The organism is Lentzea sp. NEAU-D7 (assembly GCF_026242055.1).
Taxonomy (GTDB): domain Bacteria; phylum Actinomycetota; class Actinomycetes; order Mycobacteriales; family Pseudonocardiaceae; genus Lentzea.
In genome coordinates, this window is record NZ_JAPJDL010000002.1 from 459,761 (window position 1) to 479,268 (window position 19,508).

The window sequence follows — 19,508 nt, forward strand, 5'->3', positions numbered from 1 at the left end:
GGAGGCCGAGATGTCCCAGGAACAGAAGCAGCGCCAGGGCGGTGGCGACGGCGACGACGGCGCGGACGACGCCGCCGGCGCGGGCCAGGAACGCCGCGAGAAGCTCGGCGAGGACGTGGACGCGATCCTCGACGAGATCGACGACGTGCTCGAGGAGAACGCGGAGGACTTCGTCCGCGCATACGTGCAGAAGGGTGGTCAGTAGGCCTTCGGGGGCCTGTTGACCACCTCGGGGACGGGAGAACAACCAACACATGAACAACAGCTCGACCGGGCGTTACCCGGCCGCGGCGCTGCCCTCGGCGTACCTCACGCCGGGCTCGTCGTCGTTCACGGACTTCCTGCGGGCACAGGCACCCGACATGCTGCCTGGCGCCCGGAAGCTCCCGGAGGGGACCGTCCAGGCCCCGCACGGGACGACGATCGTCGCGGCCACCTACAAGGGTGGGGTCGTGATCGCCGGTGACAGGCGCGCGACGATGGGCAACGTGATCGCCCAGCGCGACATGAAGAAGGTCTTCGTGACCGACGACCACTCGGCCGTCGGCATCGCGGGCACGGCCGGCATCGCGATCGAGATCGTGCGCCTGTACACGGTGGAGCTGCGCCACTACGAGAAGATCGAGGGCGTGCCGCTGTCGCTGGACGGCAAGGCGAACCGCCTCTCGGCGATGATCAGGGGCAACCTCGACGCGGCCATGGCCGGTCTCGCCGTGGTGCCCCTGTTCGCCGGGTACGACACCTCGGCGACCGACTCGGACCGCGCCGGCCGCATCGTGTCCTACGACGTCACCGGTGGCCGTTACGAGGAGTCGCAGGGCTACCAGGCCGTCGGCTCGGGCTCGCTGTTCGCGAAGTCGGCGCTCAAGAAGCTGTACGACCCGGACGCGGACGTCAACGCCGCGATCCGCTCCGTCGTCGAAGCGCTCTACGACGCGGCGGACGACGACTCGGCGACAGGTGGCCCGGACCCGGTCCGCCGTCTCTACCCGATCGTCGTCACCATCAACGGCGCCGACGGTGCCGTCGAGGTCCCGGAACCCCAGGTCGCCACGATCGCCGACGCGGTCGTCGAAGGCCGCAGGTCCCGCCCCGCAGGCTGAGTCCCCCACAGGTTCGACGTCAGGAGCACCACCCATGACGATGCCGCTGTACGCATCGGCAGAGCAGGTGATGCGCGACCGCTCGGAGTACGCCCGCAAGGGCATCGCCAGGGGTCGCAGCGTCATCGTGCTCAAGTACGCCGACGGCATTCTCTTCGTCGCGGAGAACCCCTCCAGCACGCTGCACAAGGTCTCGGAGATCTACGACCGCATCGGCTTCGCCGCGGTGGGCCGCTACAGCGAGTTCGAGAACCTCCGCCAGGCCGGGATCCGGTTCGCCGACGTCCGCGGCTACCAGAACGACCCGCGCGACGTGACCTCCCGTTCGCTCGCGAACGTCTACGCCACCACGCTGGGCACCTACTTCACCGAGCAGATCAAGCCCTTCGAGGTGGAGATCGCGGTGGCCGAGGTGGGCGACACCGCCGCTTCGGACACGTTGTACCGGCTGACGTACGACGGGTCCATCGTGGACGAGCCCCAGTACATCGTGATGGGCGGCACCGTCGACGCCGCCAACACGGCGTTGAAGAACTCCTTCTCCGACGGGCTGTCCCTGGCCGAGGCCGTTCCGGTCGCCGTCCGGGCCCTGTCCGCCGGGTCCTCGTCCACCGGCAACGGTGCCGCGGAGATCCTCGCCGCCGCCAAGCTGGAGGTCGCGGTGCTGGAGCGGTCGCGGCCGCGCCGGGCGTTCCGGCGGATCGCCGGTGCCGCGCTGGACGGTCTGATGCCCGCGCCCACCAAGGACGGCAAGGCCGTCGAGGACGTCGAGCTGCCGTCGGACGACGAGTCCAAGTAGTAGTTCTACTGCTGTGCGAAGGCCCCTGGGGATGTTCTCCCCAGGGGCCTTCGCCGTTCTCGGGTGTGCCGGGCTCAGCCGCGGCGAGGTTCCTGCTCCGCGCAGGCCACCAGCAGATCCGCCAGTTCGTTCGGCCGGCTGAGTGACGCGCAATGGCCCGCGGCCAGTTCCAGCGGCTCGACGCCCAGCCGGTCGGCCACCACGGCGCGCATGAAGTCCGCGGTGAAGAACCGGTCCTCTGTGCACAGGATGAAGTGCGTGGGGACGTCCGGCATCGCGTCCAGCGGCCACGGCTTGGCCATCGAGCTCTCGGACATGCCGCGTTCGCGCTTCTGCGCCTCCGCCACCAGGTCTGGCGGGACGTCGTGGAAGAACTTGTCCTCCAGGCCCGAGTCGGTGTAGCCGGTGTTCTGCCACCAGTCGCCCGGGGACTCGCCGGGCGCGGGGAGCATCGCCGTCACGTAGACCAGGGCCCTGGCGTTGATGGCGGCCGCGGCCAGCGGGGCCACGAAGCCGCCGAACGAGTGGCCCACCACCACGACGTCCTCTGTGGACGGAAGGGCGTCGGTCAGCGCCCGCGCCCAGTCCGTCAGGTCCTTCGACTCGTCCTCGACGGGGAGGTCAGGGGCGACCGCGGTGTGGCCCTTGGCGTGCAGGGCGGTCGCGACCAGGTGCCACGACCAGCCGACGTCGCCCCCTCCGTGCGCGATGGCGAAAGTGGTCATCCAGCGAGCCTAGGCCCGGCGCTCGACCAGCAGGCGGGAACGGGTGAAGAGGGCCGCGCCCGGCATCGCCACGGCCGGTCAGCCGCCGTCTCGCCGGTGCCGGGGACGCGGTGCACGTCGCGCAGTTCGAGGACGGTCACACCAGACTCGCTTCGCAGTGGTCGAGCCAGCGCAGTTCTGCCTCGGCCTGGAAGATCATCGCGTCGAGCACGAGCAGCCACGGCAGGTCGCCCGGCTGGGTCTTGAGCCTCGTGCACTCCTGCAGCGTGCGCATGGTGGCCATGCGCTGGATCGTCACGACCTCGGCGACGTCGACACCCGGCGTGGTGATGGCGAGGGCGAGCTTGATCGTCACCTCGTCGCGCGGGCGGTCACCGCGCTGGACGGCAGTGGCGAACCACTTCCCCAGCTCGTCCCGGCCGTGCGGGGTGATCTCGTAGGGCCGCTGGCCCTCGTTCTCGGGGAGAGCGGCCACCAGGTCGTCGCGCTCCAGGCGCGACAACGTCGTGTAGACCTGCCCGATGTTCAACGGCCACGTGCCGCCGGTGGCCGAGTCGAACGCCGCCCGCAGCTGGTAGCCGTACATGGGCCCGCGTTCCAGGAGTGCGAGCAGACCGTGCTTGACCGACATGCCTGCTGAGCATGCATACCGAGTATGTTCCTGGCAAACGGTGACGGCGGAACAGGAGTGCGTGCGGTCCCGGCATCAGGAACCCTGGACCGTGCCGGAGACGTCCGGCGAGGGAAGTGGACTGGGGGATGACGTGGTGGACGCCGCACGCGGGCGAGCCGGGGAGGTGCGCCTGCTGGGAGCGCCGGGCAGGCCCAGGGGAGCGCCGGACCGGCCAGCGGAGATCAGGAACTACGAACCGGCCGACGAGGCGTCCTGGCTGAGGTGCCGGGTGCTCGGGTTCCTCGCGACGAACTCCTACGATGACGTGTGGCAGGTCAAGCGCCGCACGGACCTGGAGCTCGTCGCGCTCGACGGCGACGAAGTGGCCGGCATCCTCGACGTGTCGGTGCCCGGCGCGGAGGCGACCATCGACACGGTGGTGGTGCATCCCGGCCGTCAGGGCGAGGGGATCGCGACCGCGCTGCTCGCGGAGGCGGTGCCACGGCTGGAGAGGTGCGGGGTGCGGACGCTCGGTGCCTGGACCCGCGAGGACGTGCCCGCGCTGAACTGGTTCGCGCGCAACGGTTTCACGGAGTTGGAGAGCTGCCTGCACGTGCACGCGTCCGCCGACGAGGTCGGCACGGTGCTCACCGCGAGGCACGGGCTGGTGTCGGCCGGGGCGTTCCTGCACGCCCGGATCGAGCGGGAAGCCGAGATGCGCCAACGGTTCGAGCGCGTCCACGTGTGCCGCAGGATGGCGCGCGAGCTCAGACCGTGATGCCGGTCAGCCGGGGGATCGTCGCGGTGCGCCCGGCGAGCAGCATCACGAGCGCCTCGATCGGCCCGCTGATCTCCGCTCCCTCGCCGACGGCCCAGTCGGTGTCCGTGGCGACGAGCCGGTGGCCGGCGAACTTGCGGCGTGCGTGGAACGGGAACCCGATCCGCCACAGGTCGTCGGCCGCGACCACGGCGGCGTCGAGGGGCATGTGGCGTTCGACGCCGAGCGGCAGCGCGATGTCCTGGGTGTGGACCATGGTGTCCATCAGCGCGTTCTTGAGCGTCTGGCCGGGCGCGAGCCGGTGGTGCCCGACGGCGCCGCGCAGTTCCGCCACGAGCTCGGAGGCCGGTCTGCGCGCCTCGTCCCGCGCGGTCTGGTCGACCATGCGGTTGAAGCTGCCGCGAGCCCGGACGAACGCCTTGAACGCCCTGCCGGCGCTGACCCGGTGCGCGAGCGACAGGTGGGCGGCGACCTCGCGCACCGTCCAGCCCGCGCACAGCGACGGGTAGGTCCACTCGACGTCGGTCAGGCCCGCCAGCAGGTCCGCGGTCGCCGCGCGCTCGGAGTCGATCGTCTGCCACATCTGGGTGTCGTCCATGACCTCTCCTCTTGATTTAGTTCGAGAGGCTGACTACTTTAATCAGAGCATCTGACTAAGACAAGGGGGCCTGACGGGTGAACATCGGTCTGCTGCTCTTCATCCCGAGCCGTGCGGTGGAGAACCGGATCCTGGCCGCGGTCGTCGCGGCGGGGTTCGAGATCACGCAGGCGCAGGCACGGGTGCTGATGCGCGTCGGCCCGGACGGAACGCGGCTGACGGAGCTCGCCGAGGCCGCGCAGGTGACCAAGCAGACCGCCGGGTTCCTGGTGGACCAGCTGGAGAAGGTGGGCTACGTCGAACGCGTGCCCGACCCCACCGACGGCCGGGCACGCCTGGTGCGGCTGACGGACAAGGCGAGGGAGGCCGTCCCCGTCGCGAACGAGGAGATGGCCAGGATCGAGGCGGAATGGGAACAGCACATCGGCAAGCGCCGCATGGCCCAGCTGCGCGAGGCGCTCGACATGCTCGGCGAGATCACCGATCCGTACCGCTGACCCGCGTCGTGCCGGTGGCGTTCAACCCGGTCGCGCCGACGACGGCGGCGGTCTACCGGGTGGTGTCGGCGGGGGAGCCGGCGTTCGTGAAAGTCCTGCGGCGGCCGTACGTCCCCGACCGGTTCAAGGACGTGGTGGGCGAGCTGCCCTGGCGTGACGAGGCGGAGTTCCTGCTGTCGGACTTCGTGCTGCCGCCGGGGATACGCCGGCCGCGCGTGCTGAGGGTGGACGACTTCGGTGACCGGATCGCGTTGTGGCTGGAGGACGTGCGCTGCGCGGACGTCGAGTGGGACCTGCCCCGCTTCCGGCGGGCCGCGCTGGGACTCGGGCGCTGGGCCGGACGCCGCTGGGGTGGCGCGCCGGGCAGGGCGTTGCGGGTGCTGTACGAGGGAAGGCTCGTGCGGGACGCGTTCCTGCGGCCGCACTGCGCGGCCCTCGCGGAACGGATGCCGGGGCTCCTGGCACGGCTCGAAGCGCTGCCGCAGGCGAACGGGCACAACGACGCGTGCCCGCAGAACCTGCTGGTACCGCTCGACGACCCGGAGTCGTTCGTGGTGATCGACGTGACCTGGCAGTGCCCGAACCCGGTCGGCGCGGACCTCGGCCAGCTGCTCGTGGGGCTCGCCCAGGCCGGACGGATGGCCGTTTCCGACCTGCCTGCCGTGCGCGAGGCGGTCATCGACGCCTACCTGGAAGGGCTGCGCCTGGAAGACCGCGCCGTGCCACGGGAGGAGGTCGTGCTCGGCTGCGACGGGACGCTGGCGGTGCGCAGCGCGTTCCACTCGGAACCCGAACTGGCCGAGTACCTCGTGGAACGCGCCATGGCCCTTTAGGAAGCCAGCAGCTCCGACACCCGCGAACGCACCTCGGGGGAGTCGAGCCCGCGCACCATCACGGTGGTGCGGCGGCGCAGCACGTCGTCCACTTCGGACGCCCACTCGGTGCGGCGGGCGTGCTCGACCTGGGCCCAGATGTCCGGACCGTCCGGGTGGACGCGCTCCAGCAGCGCCGGGTTCTCCAGGCCGAGGGCGACGACCTCGTGCGACGTCGTGCCGTAGTGCGTGGCGAGGTGGCGGACCACGTCGTCGGGCAGCGCGTCGAAAGCGTGGCCCAGCACCGAACCCACGGTGTCGGGCGACGCGGAACCGGGCAGCGCGACGCCGTCCAGCGGGCCGTCGAACGTGCGGCCGAGCTCGGAGTTCACCCGGGCCAGCACGGTGGCGCCGATCTTGCGGAACGTCGTCCACTTGCCGCCGGCCACGCTGATCATGCCGCCGGAGCCCGCCGTGATCACCGTCTCGCGCTTGGCGTGCGAGGTGTCGCCGGGACCACCGGGCAGGACCCTCAGACCCGCGAACGTGTACGCGATCCGCGAACGGTCCAGACCGGACACGGCGACGCCCGCCTCGCTGAGGATCTGGTCGACGTCGGCGTCGGTGCACGCGACCGCGGCCGGGTCGCCCTCGTAGGCCTCGTCGGTCGTGCCGAGCAGGAGGTGGCCCTCCCACGGGATCGCGAACGACACGCGCACGTCGTCGACCGGGATCGTCAGCGCGGCCTTCCACTCCGAGGTCTGCTTCAGCACCAGGTGCGAGCCCTTGGACAGGCGGATCGACGGGTCCGCGGCCGGATCCTCCATGCGCCGCAGCACGTCGAGCCACGGGCCCGTCGCGTTCACGACGACCTTCGCGTCCACGCCGAACTCGCCGAGCGAGTCCCGCAGGTCGACACCGGTGACCTTCGAACCGGTCTTGCGCAGGCCCACGACCGAGATGTGGTTGAGCAGCACGGCGCCCGCTTCCGCGGCGGCGCGGGCGGCGGTGATCGCCACGCGGCTGTCGTTCATCTGGTGGTCGTAGTACATCGCGGCACCGCGCAGACCGTCGGCGCGCAGGTCAGGCACCCACTCAGCAGCCCTGCGCGCCGACAGCACCTTCCCCATGCCGTCGCCGAAGCCCGACAGCGCGGAGTACAACGTGACGCCCGCACCCAGCACGAAACGGCTGTGCGGGCCGCCCTTGTAGACGGGGACGAGGAACGGCAGCGGGCGCACCAGGTGGGGAGCCAGGTGGTCGCCCAGCGCGCGGCGTTCCTTGTGGTTCTCGTGCACCATCGGCACCGCCGACGGGCCCATCGCGAGGTAGCGCAGGCCTCCGTGCACGAGCTTGGACGACGCGGACGACGTGGCGCCCGCGAAGTCGCCGCTCTCGATCAGCGCCACCCGCAGGCCGGACCGGGCCGCGGCCCACGTGGTCGCGATGCCCAGGATGCCGCCGCCGACCACGACGACGTCGAACCTGCCGTGTTGCAGTTCCTCGCGAGCCCTGTCCCGCTGCGAAAGGCCAGAAGAAAGATCAGTCATCGTCCTCGTCCATCCACCCGACGGTCCGCTCGACCGCCTTCTTCCACTTCCGGTAGCCGCGAGCTCGCGCCGCCGGTTCCATCGACGGCTCCCACTCGGCCGCCTTGTGCCAGTTGGCTTTCAGTTCGTCCGTGCCGCCCCAGTAGCCCACCGCGAGACCGGCCGCGTACGCCGCGCCCAGGCACGTCGTCTCGGCCACGATCGGGCGCACCACCGGCACGTCCAGCACGTCCGACAGGAACTGCATGAGCAGGTTGTTCGCCGTCATGCCGCCGTCGACCCGCAACGTCGTGAGGTCCACACCGGAATCGGCGTTCATCGCGTCCACGACCTCACGGGTCTGCCACGCCGATGCCTCCAGCACGGCCCGTGCGAGGTGCCCGCGCGAGATGTAGCCCGTCAGGCCGGCGATCACGCCACGCGCGTCGCTGCGCCAGTGCGGTGCGAAGAGGCCGGAGAACGCGGGCACGAAGTACGCGCCGCCGTTGTCGTCCACCGTGCGCGCGAGGGTCTCGATCTCGGCCGCCGACGAGATCAGCCCGATCTTGTCGCGGAACCACTGCACCAGGGCGCCCGTCACCGCGACGGCGCCTTCGAGCGCGTAGGCGGCGGGCTGGTCGCCGATCTGGTAGCCCACGGTGGTGAGCAGGCCGTTCTGCGAGCGCACCGGCTTGTCACCGGTGTTGATCAGCAGGAACGCGCCCGTGCCGTAGGTGCACTTGCCCTCGCCGGGTTCGAAGCAGGTCTGGCCGAACAGCGCGGCCTGCTGGTCGCCGAGCGCCGACGCGACGGGCACGCCCTCGTAGGTGCCGTAGACCTCGGAGGAGGACCGGATCTCGGGGAGGATCCCGCGCGGGACGTCCATCGCATCCACCAGCTCCTGGTCCCAGTCGAGGGTCTCCAGGTTCATCAGCATGGTGCGCGACGCGTTGGTGACGTCGGTGACGTGACGGCCGGTCAGGTTCCAGATCAGCCAGGTGTCCATGGTGCCGAACAGGACCTCGCCGCGTTCGGCCCGTGCGCGCAGGCCCTCGACGTTGTCGAGCAGCCACCGCAGCTTCGGGCCGGAGAAGTAGGTCGCGAGCGGCAGGCCGGAGCGCTCGCGGAACCTGTCCTGGTCGCCGAGCTGCCTGATCAACGCGTCCGTGCGCGTGTCCTGCCAGACGATCGCGTTGTGCACGGGCTCACCGGTCGCCTTGTCCCACACGACCGTCGTCTCGCGCTGGTTCGTGATGCCGAACGCGGCGATGTCGCCGAACGAGAGAGAGGCGTGGGAGAGGGCGTCGCGCACGACGGCCTGCACGTTCGTCCAGATCTCGGACGCGTCGTGCTCCACCCGGCCCGGCTTCGGGAAGATCTGGCGGTGCTCGCGCTGAGCGACCGACACGATCCCGCCGGCTTGGTCGAACACGATGCACCGGGACGACGTCGTGCCCTGGTCGATCGCCGCGATGTAGGCCACCGTGCACACTCCTCTGTGTGAACCATTCGACATTGTCGAACGATTCCACATTACTACCAGGAGAGCCCGCCGAGCTCCCTCGAAACGCTGCGAGCTGCCTCACGTACGTAGGACACGAGTTCGAGGCGCGGCGGCTGATCGGGGGAGTCGCACAGCCGCTCGACCGGCCCGGAGATGCCGATCGCCCCGACGACCACGCCGCGCCTGTCCCGGATCGGAGCGGCCACGGACGCCTCTCCCTCGACGAGTTCGTGCAGGTCGTAGGCCCAGTCGCGGTCGCGGACCACGTTCATTTCGGCGTGCAGCTGCTCGGGGTCGAGCGTGTGCCGGGTGAAGGCCTGCAGATCACCGTCGGGCCAGTTGTCGCCGAACGCGACGAGCGCCTTGCCCAGCGCCGTCGCGTTCCACGGCAGCAGCGCGCCGGTGTCGAGCGTCTGCCGGCTGTTGTCCGGGCGGAACACGTGGTGCACGACGAGCACGTGCTTGCCGTGCAGCACGCCGATGCGCACCGCCTCGCGTGCCCGCATCGCCAGCGTGTCCGACCAGTTCAGCGCCTTGGCGCGCAGCTCGTTGCCGTCGAGGTACGACGTGCCGATCTGGAACAGCGCGGCGCCCAGGCGGTACTTGCCGCCCTCGACCTCCTGCTCGACGAACCCGACCTCGTGCAACGTGCGCAGGATGCCGTGGACGGTCGGTTTCGCCAGGTCGAGGGCGCGCGCGATCTCGCCGACGCTCAGCTGGTGGGCGCCGCCGTGCGCGAGCAGCTTCAGGACCTCGGCCGCGCGCTGGATGGACTGAATGGGTCCGGGCACGCACCCCACTCTAGCTGCGCACGTTCGACAATGTCGAACACTTACGGCCGATAGATGCCCAATGCCGCCGCACGCGACCGGAACCTGAAGTGGTTGCCCCGCTCGCGCACCTCGCCGTCCGTCGCGATCGAGATCGGCGCGCCGTGCACCTCGACGTTCAGCGAGGCCAGTTCGAGGTGCGTGTACATGCGCGAGTGCTCCAGCGCCCCGAGCAGCGCGCCGATGAAGAACCTGGTCCGCGAGTACTTCCGGTCCGCCCGCACGTAGCGCACGTCGAGCAGCCCGTCGTCGAGCCGCGGCCGCATGGTCGGCGCGAAGCCCTTCGGCCGGTACGGCCCGTTGCCCACGAACAGCATCCACACGAGGTGCTTGTCACCGTCGATGGTCATGTGCAGCGGCTTCGCGCTCTGCAGGACCCGGAACAACGCGATTCCGGCGGCGGGCCACTTGCCCCAGCGCTTCTCCAGCTTCTCGCGGATGCGCACCATGTCCGGGTAGCCGCCCAGCGACGCCGTGTTGACGAACCACTGGTCGTTGACCTGCGCCAGGTCCACCCGCACGCCCACGCCGTCCGCGACGGCCTGCGCCGTGTCGTGCAGGCCGGTGATGCCCACGTCGCGCGCGAAGTGGTTCAACGTGCCCGAGGGGATGAGCACCATCGGCAGGTCGCGCTCGGCGGCCACGGACGCCACCGCGGCCACGGTCCCGTCGCCCCCGGCCACCCCGAGCGCCTTCGCGTCCGGCAGGTCGGCGAGCTCCTCGACCGAGACGATCTGCGCCTTCGGCCACTCCTCGGCGATCTGCGGCGTCGGGTCCGGCCCGATGCCCGAGTGCGGGTTCACCACCACGACCAGCCCGTCGCCGTCCTGCAACGACGTCAGGTCGGCGTGCTCGTAGGCCGACGCGGGCTCGGTGCGCCCGAGCGGCCACCAGCGGCGGGTCAGCAGTGCGGCACCGACACCGACCGCCGCGCCGGCCGCGACGTCCGTCGGCCAATGAACGCCGGTGTGCACGCGTGAATAAGCCACCGCGGCCGCGATCGGAGCGACCACCACGCCCGCTTTGGGTGATTCCATCGCCACCGCCGTGGCGAAAGCGGCCGCTGACGCGGAGTGACCGGACGGGAATGACGACGACGTCGGCCGCTTGGACAGCCTGCGGTCCACCGGGATCAGATCGGCGGCGGGCCGGCGGCGCGGGAAAAGTGACTTCCCGACGAGGTTCGCGCTGGCAGAGGCCCCGGCGATGGCCGCGAGCCCCCGCAACGCACCACGCCGGAACGGCCCTTTGCCCGTTGCCAGAATCGCCGCGACCAAGAACCACAGCAGACTGTGGTTGGCGGCTTTCGAAAGCCTCTTCAAACCGGTGTCGAGCCTGCTCGGACGTAGTCCGGCCGAGGAGCTCATGAGCTTCTTGTCGAGAGCGCTGACCCGTTTCCACACGCCACCGACACTAAACCGCAACCGGCGTGCCGCCCGAACGGATCACCCTGCTCCGCCTGAGAGTCGCCTACTGTTGAGGCATGCAGCGGCGGATCTTCGGCATTGAGACAGAATTCGGGGTGACCTGCACCTTCCACGGGCAGCGTCGTCTGTCCCCGGACGAGGTCGCGCGGTACTTGTTCCGCCGCGTCGTCTCGTGGGGGCGTTCTTCCAACGTCTTCTTGCGCAACGGCTCCCGGCTCTACCTCGACGTCGGCTCCCACCCGGAGTACGCGACGGCCGAGTGCGACGACCTGGCCCAGCTCGTCACGCACGACAAGGCGGGTGAGCGGATCCTCGAGGACCTGCTCGTCGACGCCGAGCGCAGGCTCGCCGACGAGGGCATCGGCGGCGACATCTTCCTGTTCAAGAACAACACCGACTCGGCGGGCAACTCCTACGGCTGCCACGAGAACTACCTGGTCGCACGGGCCGGCGAGTTCTCCCGCATCGCGGACGTGCTGCTGCCGTTCCTGGTCACCCGCCAGCTCATCTGCGGCGCCGGCAAGGTGCTGCAGACCCCGCGCGGCGCCGTGTACTGCCTCTCGCAGCGCGCCGAGCACATCTGGGAGGGCGTGTCGTCCGCGACCACGCGGTCCCGCCCGATCATCAACACCCGCGACGAGCCGCACGCCGACGCCGAGCGCTACCGGCGCCTGCACGTCATCGTCGGCGACTCGAACATGTCCGAGGTCACGACGCTGCTGAAGGTCGGCAGCGCGAACCTGGTGCTCGAGATGATCGAGCAGGGCGTCCAGTTCCGCGACTTCTCGCTGGACAACCCGATCCGCGCCATCCGCGAGATCTCCCACGACCTCACCGGCCGCCGCACCGTCCGCCTCGCGGGTGGCAAGGAGGCCTCCGCGCTCGACATCCAGCGCGAGTACTTCGAGAAGGCCGTCGAGCACACGGCCAAGCGCTCGCCGGACCCCATGGCCGAGCGCGTGCTCGAACTGTGGGGCCGCACGCTCGACGCCGTCGAGTCCCAGGACCTCACGAAGATCGACCGCGAGATCGACTGGGCCATCAAGAACCGCCTGATGAACCGGTACATGGAAAAGCACAACATGGACCTGTCCAACCCGCGCATCGCCCAGCTCGACCTCGCCTACCACGACATCCGCCGCGGCCGTGGCGTGTTCGACCTGCTGCAGCGCAAGGGCCAGGTCGAGCGCGTGACCGACGACGGCGAGATCGAGGCCGCCAAGGACACCCCGCCGCAGACCACGCGGGCCAAGCTGCGCGGTGACTTCATCGCCGCCGCGCAGGCCGCCGGTCGTGACTTCACCGTCGACTGGGTGCACCTGAAGCTGAACGACCAGGCGCAGCGCACCGTGCTGTGCAAGGACCCGTTCCGGGCCGTGGACGAGCGCGTGGAGCGCCTGATCTCCTCGCTCTGACCAAACGGACACGAGGGGCGCGCTCCGGCCCGGAGCGCGCCCCTCGTGTCGTCGCTGGCGTGGCGCAGAAGTCATTCCACCGCTAACAGTCCACCCGCGACCACGCCGTGTTCAACCGCACGCGGGGCGGCAGGACGGCTCGTCCGGCTTCACGAGCCTTCCCCGGTCGTCACGGCCCCGCGCACCGTGTCGGCGAGGGCGCCCGGGTCGTCGGGCAGCTCGTCGCCCCGCCACGCCACATGGCCGTCCGGCCGGACCAGGACGTACGCCCGCTCGTACAGCTTGGCCAGCTCGTCGTCGTCGCTGCGGTGGACGCTCAGCGGCACACCGCGACCGGCGAACGCCGCCTCGAACCGCGGAAGTCCTTCGTCACCGCCGAACCGGAGCAGGACGAAGCCGCGCCCGAAGAGGTCGAGAGTGGACGTCGTGGCGTCCCACCAGGCGTGCGCGGCGCGCCTGCCCGGATCACCACCGGGCCGCCAGGCCGCGTCCGGCACGGCGACGTCCACCGGCTGGCCGGCGTCGTCGACGACGACCGCGGACCGGTAGCGGAGTCCGAAGTGGATCTCCGGGGCGTCGAACTCGCGGTGCGCGCCGCTCGACGCGAGCCGCTCGGCCATGGCCCTGCGGGCCTGCTCGCCCTCCGGGCCGTCCAGGTCGATCTCCCGCGGCACCTGCCTGTCCATCGTGCGCCGCAGGTTCGCGTTGGCCTCGCGCAGGCTCTCCTCGGCGATCGGCCGGCGCTCCGCCTCGTAGCTGTCGAGCAGGCCGGGACCGGCCCAGCCCTCGAGCGTGGCGGCGATCTTCCAGCCCAGGTCGGCCGCGTCGGCGATGCCGGTGTTGAGGCCGAATCCGCCGGACGGCGACAGAGTGTGCGCGGCGTCGCCGGCGAGGAACACCCGGCCATCCCGGTACCGGTCGGCGACGCGGTGGGTGAGGTGCCAGTCGCCGTCGCTCAGCACCTCGACGGGCGTCTCGAACGCGATCGCGTCGCGGATCAGGGACAGCGCGTCGGCGCGGGGTGCCGTCTCGTCCTCGACGCCGACGACCATGTTGAAGAGCGCGTCGCCGTCGAGGGAGCGCAACGGGAAGCGCAGCGTGGCCGAGCGGACGAGGAAGTGCACGAGCGCGGTGTTGTCACCCAACCGCGCCCTGAGCTCGGGGGCGCGGAACAGCACGTTGCGGAAGATCTGCGGCTGGAACCGGGCCGGGGCGTCGATCCCGCAGGCCTGGCGGATGGGTGACGAGGCGCCGTCGCACGCCACGAGGTACCGGGCGCGCACCTGTGAGGTCGTGCCGGTCTCCAGGTCGGTGAGGACGGCGTGGACGTGGTCGTCGGCCTGCGTCACGTCGCTGATCGACGTCCGCAGCCGCAACGGCCCCGCCGGGTGCACGCCGACCGCCTGTGCCAGCACGGGGTTGAGCCAGTGCGCCGGGCAGATCTGGTCGGGTTCGGGGGTGTGCTGGAAGACCGGGCGGTCCGCGGCCGTGCCCCGCCGGTAGCGGTGCAACTCGTGCCCGCCGATCTTGGTGACCCAGGCGATGTCCAGCGGGTGGTCGGCCGGCCAGCCGGCGCCGCGGATCGCGTCCGCGAGTCCCCAGCGCCGGAACAGCTCCATCGAGCGCGGCCCGATCGTGCTCACCTTGGGGTGGCGGACGGTGCCGTCACCGGCCTCGGCCACCAGGCAGCCGATGCCGCGGTACGCCAGGTCGATCGCCAGTGCCATCCCGACCGGGCCGCCACCCGCGATCAGCACGTCGGTCTGCTCGAGCTCGCCGGTCATGGTGTCCGCGCCTTTCGTCGGAGAGGGGGCAGGGCGGTCGCACCGCCCTGCCGCGCCGGTGCTTTCAGGGTCGGACCGCGACGGCCAGCAGGCAGCCGAAGTCGTCCGCGCCGGTCAGGTCGGACGGCTTGAAGGCGTCGTCGGAGAACGCGAAGTTGCCCTCGTCCATCGCCACGGGCCGTTCCTCGGAGCCGCCCAGCTTCTCGATCTCGTCGGCCAGGCGCAGCGTGCTGTGCTCGGTGATGTCGGTGATGCTGTGCAGCCGCAGGCCGGCCCGGTGCAGCATCGGGACGTAGTCGTCGATGTCGGCCGTGGTGCACATGAGGTCGCGGCAGAACTTGTCGATGCCGGGGCTGCGGACCTCCTTGCGCGGGTAGCGGTCGAAGACGTCGGTCAGCACCACCCGCCCTCCCGGCTTGAGCACCCGGAAGATCTCGCGGAAGACCTGGTCGCGATCGGGCATGTGGCAGATCGACTCCAGCGCCATCACCGCGTCGAACGACCTGTCCTGGAACGGCAGCCCCATCGCGTCGGCGTGCTCGAAGACCGCCCTGGCGGCGAGGCCCGTCTCGGCCGCGAGCTTGTTGGCGGTCTTGACCTGTTCCGCGCTGATGCTGACGCCCGTCACCCGCGCGCCGGTCTTCCCCGCGAGCCGCAGGCCGGGACCGCCGACACCGCAGCCGAGGTCGAGCACGTGCGACGACTCGCCCACCTGGAGCTGCTCGATGAACACGTCCGTCAGCCGGTCCATCGCCTCGTCGATCGAGGCCGTGGACTCCGGCGAGTCCCAGTAACCGATGTGCACGTTGGTGTTGAAGCTGCCGTCGCGCATCGCGCTCAGGGTCAGCTTGTCGTAGAGCGCGCCGACTTCGTGCGGCTGGGGCAAGGTCTGGGTCATGGCGTGCTTCTCCTGGTGGGGGTGGACGTGGTCGGTCTGGGATCAGTGGAACGAGCCGGCCTTCGGCCGCGTCAGGTCCTGTTCGAGCTGCCGGCAGAGCTCGTAGTCGGGGAGCAGCCCTTGTTCCAGGGCCTGGGCGAGGGTGATCGCCACAGCGTCCCTTTCGGACAGGACGGGCTGGACGTCCTGCGGCACGGGAAGCCCGAGGGCGGGGTCGAGGACGTCGAGGGCGAGCTCGTTGGCCGCCACGTAGCTGCTCGACACCATGTAGGACATGACGGTGTTGTCCTCGAGCGCGACGAACGCGTGTCCCACGCCGACCGGGAAGTACATGGTGCGGTGGTGGTTCTGGTCCATCAGCACGGCGTCCCACCGGCCGAACGTCGGCGAGCCGACCCGGATGTCGACCACGATGTCGATCGCCGACCCGGCCGCGCAGTAGACGTACTTGGCGCAGCCCGGTGGCGTGGCGGTGTAGTGGATCCCCCGCACCACACCGCGGCTCGACACGCTGTGGTTGGTCTGCCTGACCGGGAACAGGGGCTCGCCGTGCGCGTCGGCGAACGCCGTCTCCTGGAACGGGGAGAGGAAGCGCCCCCGGTCGTCGGCGAACACCTGCGGGCTGAACTCCAGCGCTCCTTCGACTGCGAGCGTGCGGACTTCCATGGGGGCTCCTGCGGTCGGTGCGAACGGGGGATCAGAGCGTGGACAGCACTTGGCGCAGCGCGTGGACGACCTTGTCCTGCTGGTCGGGCGACAGCGAGGGGTACATGGGCAGCGAGAAGATCTCTCCCGCGAGCGCCTCCGTGACGGGCAACGAGCCGGTGCGCTCGGCGAGGTGCGCGAAACCGCTCATGGTGTGCACAGGCCACGGGTAGCTGATGTTGAGGTGGATGTCGTAGGACTTGAGGCGCTCGATGATGTCGTCACGCCGGGGGTGCCGGACCACGTAGACGTAGTAGACGTGGTCGTTGCCCGGGTTCGTGGCGGGCAGCCTGAGCCCGGTGTCCCGCAGGCCTTCCTCGTACCGGCGTGCCACCGCCTGCCGTCCGGCGACGTAGGTGTCGAGCCGGGTCAGCTTGCGCCGCAGGATCTCCGCCTGGACCTCGTCGAGGCGGCTGTTGTGCGCCGGGGTCTGGACCGTGTAGTAGATCTCGTCCATGCCGTAGTAGCGCAGCCGGCGCAACTGGGCGGCGACGTTGTCGTGCGAGGTGATCACCGCGCCGCCGTCGCCGTACGCGCCGAGGACCTTGGTGGGGTAGAAGGAGAACGCGGCCACGTCACCGGTCGAGCCGGCCACCTCGCCGTGCTGGCGGGCGCCGTGCGCCTGGGCGCAGTCCTCCAGCACGCTCAGGCCGTGCTTGTCCGCGATGGCCCGGATCGCCGTCATGTCGGCGCACTGCCCGTAGAGGTGGACGGGCACGAGGCACCGCGTGCGGCCGGTGATCTTCGCTTCGACCTGCGCGGTGTCCATGAGGAAGTCCTCCTCGCGGACGTCGACGAACACCGGCGTGGCACCCGCGTTGTCGATCGCGATGACGGTCGGCGCCGCGGTGTTCGACACCGTGATCACCTCGTCGCCCGGCTGGACGCCCAGGGCCTGCAGCCCGAGCGTGATCGCGTTCGTGCCGTTGTCGACGCCGACGCAGTGCGCGACGCCGTGGTAGGCGGCGAACTCCTCCTCGAACCCGCGCACGCTCTCCCCGAGCACGAGCTGCCCGGAGTTGAACACCTTCTCGACGGCGTCGAGGACGTCGAGCCGTTCGTTCTGGTACTCGAGGAGGTAGTCCCAAACACGCGTGGTCATGGGCGAGCCTTTCGGGCGAGTGCGGCGACGGTTCGGTGGATCCCTTCCCCCAACGGGATCTCCGGGCGCCAGCCGGTGACGGCCCGGAACGCGGAGGAGTCGATGGTCACGCTGCGGAAGTCGGTCACGGGGGCGTGCGAGGGGGCCTGGACCGAGGTGACCTCGACCGGCGGTGCCCCGGTGTGTTCGGACGTGATGGCGGAGATGAGCCGGAACACGTCGCCGAGCGCGTCACCGCGGCCCGCGCCGAGCAGCCAGTGCGCGCCGGACAACGGATCGGGGTGCGCCAGTGCCGCGGCGAACGCGGCGGCGATGTCGTCGACGTGCACCAGATCGCGGCGCACGGTGCCGTCGTGCCACATCGTGAGCGGCTGCCCGTCGAGCGCCCTGGCCGCCATCGCGGACACGACACCGCGGTCGTGACCGCCGCCCGGCGTGCTCTCGCCGAACACGGTGGGCAGCCGCAGGCTGATGCCCCGCACCCGGCCGGCGTCCGTCGCCCGCCGCAGCAGCAGTTCGGCGCGCAGCTTCTGCCGGTCGTACGCGGTCTCCGGCCTGTCCGGTTCGCTGCCGTCGAGCGGTTCCCGTTGCGGCACACCGACCTGGGACGCCGCGCCGCCGTAGACGACCACCGGGCGGACGCCCTCGTCACGGCCCAGCACGTCGAGCAGGTCCTGCATGACACCGACGTTCACGCGCTCGGCGGAACCCTCCTCGGCGGCACGCCAGCCGCCGTCGCCGAGGAGCAGGTAGACGACCGCGTCCGAGCCTTCGACCGCGTTGGCCAGCTCGGCGCGGCCGGTGAGGTCGGCGGTCACCACCTCGACCTCGGCGGGGCCGGGCGGCACCTCGGCGGGTTTGCGGGCCACGGCGCGCAGGCGGATCTCCTGACGTGCCAGTGTCTTCAGCACCGCCGAGCCGATGAACCCGGTCGCGCCGAGAACAGTGATCCTCTTCATGTCACACCAGTCCCCGTGGCCAGGCGGAGGCGGCGTTCATGCACGCCAGCAGCGTGCGCGCCTCCACGTTGAGGTAGTGGCCGTGCCGCGCCAGCGTGGTCAGCTGCGCGGGCGTGGCCCAGACGAAGCCGCGTGGCGGCTCGGACGGCACCAGCGAGGGGTCGGCCTCGACGGTGAGGTAGCGGCACCGGGTGTTCAGGAACCGGCCGCCCTCCTCGGAATGCACGGCCTCGTACCGGATGCGGGAGCGCTCGGCCCCCAGCACCACGTCGAGGAACGGCGGGCGGTCCTCGGCGGGGAGGTGGTCGTAGTTGCGCGGCGTGCACTGCACGGTGGGCGCGAGTTCGACGGTGTCGAGGAAACCGCCGTCGGCGCGGGCGTGCACCAGCACGTGCCGGACACCACCGAAGTCGCGCACCAGGAACGCCGAGACGCCCATGTCGACGGACTCCAGCAGCGGCTGGGTCCAGCTGATCCGCTCCCGGTTGCTGCCGTGCACGGCGACCGCCACGACCTTGAAGTACCGGCCGTCCTCGTGCTCGACGGCGTCGGGACCGCGCTTCCAGCCCCGCACGGACGCCAGCGGGATGCGCGTGGTCCGCACGTCGTGGCGCGCCCGTTCGCCGGTGAACCACGACAGCAGCTGGACGTCGGAGTGCAGCGCGCCCGGATTCGGGTCGTGGTAGGGAAGACAGGACAGCACGCTGCGCGCGTTCATGTTCACCGTCTCGTCCTCGTGCAGCAGCTCCGCGATCTGCCCGAGGGTGAGCCAGCGGAAGTCCTCGTCCTCCGCGATCTCCGCGGAGGTCTCGACGATCATGTTCCGGTTGGACTTGCGGAAGAACCACGACCCCTGCTCGGCCTGCAGGACGTCGACGACGACCTGGTCGCGGTCGAGGTCGGCGAAGTGCTCCAGCAGCTTCACGCCCGACCCGCCGTGCGCCCCGGTGTAGTTGCTGCGCGTCGCCTGGACGGTCGGGGACAGCTGCACCAGGTTGGGGTTTCCCGGTTCCATCTTGGCCTGCATCAGGAAGTGCAGGACCCCGTCGATCTCCTTGCACAGGATGCCCAGGATCCCGACCTCGGGCTGCTTGATGACCGGCTGCTGCCATTCGCGGTAGGGGCCGTCGCCGTGCGGGCCGTCGTGCTCCACCACGTGCAGGCCCTCGATCGCGAAGAACCGGCCGCTCGTGTGCACGAGATCGCCGGTGGACCGCACGAAGTGCCATTGGTCGAGATCGGCGAACGGCACGCGTTCGACCCGCAGGACGTTGGCCTGGCGGCGTTGCGCGAGCCACGTGCGCACGTCCTCGGTGCGCATGTGCGCGCCCTGGCGGGTCGCGGCGGACAACGCGACGCGGTGCAGGTGGCCGGCGCTCCCGCGAGCGCGCAGGGTGGCGGGTTTGCTCAGCTGGGCGGTCATGGGGACC

Annotated in this window: 20 protein-coding genes; 7 read left to right on the forward strand and 13 right to left on the reverse strand. The window is 70.7% G+C overall.

Annotated elements, in window-relative coordinates; translation table 11 throughout:
• Window positions 1-10: 10 nt before the first annotated feature.
• The 3 genes from ORI60_RS05545 to prcA are packed head-to-tail and all read left to right on the forward strand — an operon-like array spanning window position 11 to window position 1,902.
• Window positions 11-205 (forward strand): ubiquitin-like protein Pup, encoded by a 195-nt coding sequence (locus ORI60_RS05545; RefSeq protein WP_030471529.1) that lies wholly within the window; start codon window positions 11-13, stop codon window positions 203-205.
• Between the two features lie 49 nt (window positions 206-254).
• The gene (gene prcB, locus ORI60_RS05550; RefSeq protein ID WP_266035049.1) at window positions 255-1,103 is read left to right on the forward strand and encodes a proteasome subunit beta; all 849 of its coding nucleotides are present in this window, start codon (window positions 255-257) and stop codon (window positions 1,101-1,103) included.
• Window positions 1,104-1,137: 34 nt separating this feature from the next.
• Window positions 1,138-1,902: a proteasome subunit alpha gene (prcA, locus tag ORI60_RS05555; protein WP_266035052.1), complete on the forward strand. Its 765-nt coding sequence runs from the start codon at window positions 1,138-1,140 to the stop codon at window positions 1,900-1,902.
• A gap of 74 nt (window positions 1,903-1,976) precedes the next feature.
• On the opposite strand, the gene ORI60_RS05560 is transcribed toward prcA, so the two are convergent.
• Complete coding sequence (locus ORI60_RS05560; protein WP_266035055.1) at window positions 1,977-2,627, reverse strand: alpha/beta hydrolase; 651 nt, start codon at window positions 2,625-2,627, stop codon at window positions 1,977-1,979.
• A 136-nt stretch (window positions 2,628-2,763) separates the two neighbouring features.
• On the reverse strand, window positions 2,764-3,258 hold the full coding sequence (locus tag ORI60_RS05565) for a PadR family transcriptional regulator (RefSeq protein ID WP_266035058.1): 495 nt from the start codon (window positions 3,256-3,258) through the stop codon (window positions 2,764-2,766).
• Between the two features lie 40 nt (window positions 3,259-3,298).
• Between ORI60_RS05565 and ORI60_RS05570 the strand changes: the two genes are divergently transcribed.
• Entirely contained in the window at window positions 3,299-4,018 is a 720-nt protein-coding gene (locus tag ORI60_RS05570) for a GNAT family N-acetyltransferase (RefSeq protein ID WP_266035061.1), read from the forward strand.
• Here the strand turns inward: ORI60_RS05570 and ORI60_RS05575 are convergent.
• Window positions 4,008-4,616 carry a maleylpyruvate isomerase family mycothiol-dependent enzyme gene (locus tag ORI60_RS05575; protein ID WP_266035064.1) on the reverse strand — a complete coding sequence of 203 codons (609 nt, stop codon included), beginning with the start codon at window positions 4,614-4,616 and terminating at the stop codon, window positions 4,008-4,010. The two genes, ORI60_RS05570 and ORI60_RS05575, sit on opposite strands and share 11 nt — an antisense overlap.
• A gap of 77 nt (window positions 4,617-4,693) precedes the next feature.
• On the opposite strand from ORI60_RS05575, the gene ORI60_RS05580 reads away from it, so the two are divergent.
• Together ORI60_RS05580 and ORI60_RS05585 are read left to right on the forward strand one after the other, a co-directional pair.
• Window positions 4,694-5,113, forward strand: a complete 420-nt coding sequence (locus ORI60_RS05580; RefSeq protein WP_266035066.1) for a MarR family winged helix-turn-helix transcriptional regulator — start codon at window positions 4,694-4,696, stop codon at window positions 5,111-5,113.
• Window positions 5,114-5,127: 14 nt separating this feature from the next.
• Window positions 5,128-5,946 carry a hypothetical protein gene (locus tag ORI60_RS05585; RefSeq protein WP_266035069.1) on the forward strand — a complete coding sequence of 273 codons (819 nt, stop codon included), beginning with the start codon at window positions 5,128-5,130 and terminating at the stop codon, window positions 5,944-5,946.
• On the opposite strand, the gene ORI60_RS05590 is transcribed toward ORI60_RS05585, so the two are convergent.
• The 4 genes from ORI60_RS05590 to ORI60_RS05605 are packed head-to-tail and all read right to left on the reverse strand — an operon-like array spanning window position 5,943 to window position 11,155.
• Window positions 5,943-7,475, reverse strand: a complete 1,533-nt coding sequence (locus ORI60_RS05590) for a glycerol-3-phosphate dehydrogenase/oxidase (protein ID WP_266035072.1) — start codon at window positions 7,473-7,475, stop codon at window positions 5,943-5,945. The two genes, ORI60_RS05585 and ORI60_RS05590, sit on opposite strands and share 4 nt — an antisense overlap.
• Window positions 7,468-8,937: a glycerol kinase GlpK gene (gene glpK, locus ORI60_RS05595; RefSeq protein WP_266035075.1), complete on the reverse strand. Its 1,470-nt coding sequence runs from the start codon at window positions 8,935-8,937 to the stop codon at window positions 7,468-7,470. Before glpK ends, ORI60_RS05590 begins: the two co-directional genes overlap by 8 nt.
• A 53-nt stretch (window positions 8,938-8,990) precedes the next feature.
• Window positions 8,991-9,749, reverse strand: a complete 759-nt coding sequence (locus tag ORI60_RS05600; protein WP_266035078.1) for an IclR family transcriptional regulator — start codon at window positions 9,747-9,749, stop codon at window positions 8,991-8,993.
• Between the two features lie 41 nt (window positions 9,750-9,790).
• On the reverse strand, window positions 9,791-11,155 hold the full coding sequence (locus ORI60_RS05605; protein WP_266035455.1) for a bifunctional phosphatase PAP2/diacylglycerol kinase family protein: 1,365 nt from the start codon (window positions 11,153-11,155) through the stop codon (window positions 9,791-9,793).
• Window positions 11,156-11,271: 116 nt separating this feature from the next.
• Here ORI60_RS05605 and pafA point away from each other — a divergent pair, with 116 nt between their 5' ends.
• On the forward strand, window positions 11,272-12,630 hold the full coding sequence (gene pafA, locus ORI60_RS05610; protein WP_266035082.1) for a Pup--protein ligase: 1,359 nt from the start codon (window positions 11,272-11,274) through the stop codon (window positions 12,628-12,630).
• 149 nt (window positions 12,631-12,779) lie between these two features.
• Here the strand turns inward: pafA and ORI60_RS05615 are convergent, their stop codons facing one another.
• The 6 genes from ORI60_RS05615 to ORI60_RS05640 all read right to left on the reverse strand — a co-directional run bounded on the left by ORI60_RS05615 (window position 12,780) and on the right by ORI60_RS05640 (window position 19,501).
• Window positions 12,780-14,414 carry an FAD-dependent monooxygenase gene (locus ORI60_RS05615; RefSeq protein WP_266035084.1) on the reverse strand — a complete coding sequence of 545 codons (1,635 nt, stop codon included), beginning with the start codon at window positions 14,412-14,414 and terminating at the stop codon, window positions 12,780-12,782.
• Window positions 14,415-14,478: 64 nt separating this feature from the next.
• Complete coding sequence (locus ORI60_RS05620; protein ID WP_266035086.1) at window positions 14,479-15,312, reverse strand: SAM-dependent methyltransferase; 834 nt, start codon at window positions 15,310-15,312, stop codon at window positions 14,479-14,481.
• A gap of 42 nt (window positions 15,313-15,354) precedes the next feature.
• Entirely contained in the window at window positions 15,355-15,978 is a 624-nt protein-coding gene (locus ORI60_RS05625) for a dTDP-4-dehydrorhamnose 3,5-epimerase family protein (RefSeq protein ID WP_266035087.1), read from the reverse strand.
• 31 nt (window positions 15,979-16,009) lie between these two features.
• The gene (locus tag ORI60_RS05630; protein ID WP_266035089.1) at window positions 16,010-17,119 is read right to left on the reverse strand and encodes a DegT/DnrJ/EryC1/StrS family aminotransferase; all 1,110 of its coding nucleotides are present in this window, start codon (window positions 17,117-17,119) and stop codon (window positions 16,010-16,012) included.
• Window positions 17,116-18,078 (reverse strand): NAD-dependent epimerase/dehydratase family protein, encoded by a 963-nt coding sequence (locus tag ORI60_RS05635; RefSeq protein ID WP_266035091.1) that lies wholly within the window; start codon window positions 18,076-18,078, stop codon window positions 17,116-17,118. Before ORI60_RS05635 ends, ORI60_RS05630 begins: the two co-directional genes overlap by 4 nt.
• Before the next feature lies 1 nt (window position 18,079).
• Complete coding sequence (locus ORI60_RS05640) at window positions 18,080-19,501, reverse strand: NDP-hexose 2,3-dehydratase family protein (RefSeq protein ID WP_266035093.1); 1,422 nt, start codon at window positions 19,499-19,501, stop codon at window positions 18,080-18,082.
• Between the last annotated feature and the right edge of the window lie 7 nt (window positions 19,502-19,508).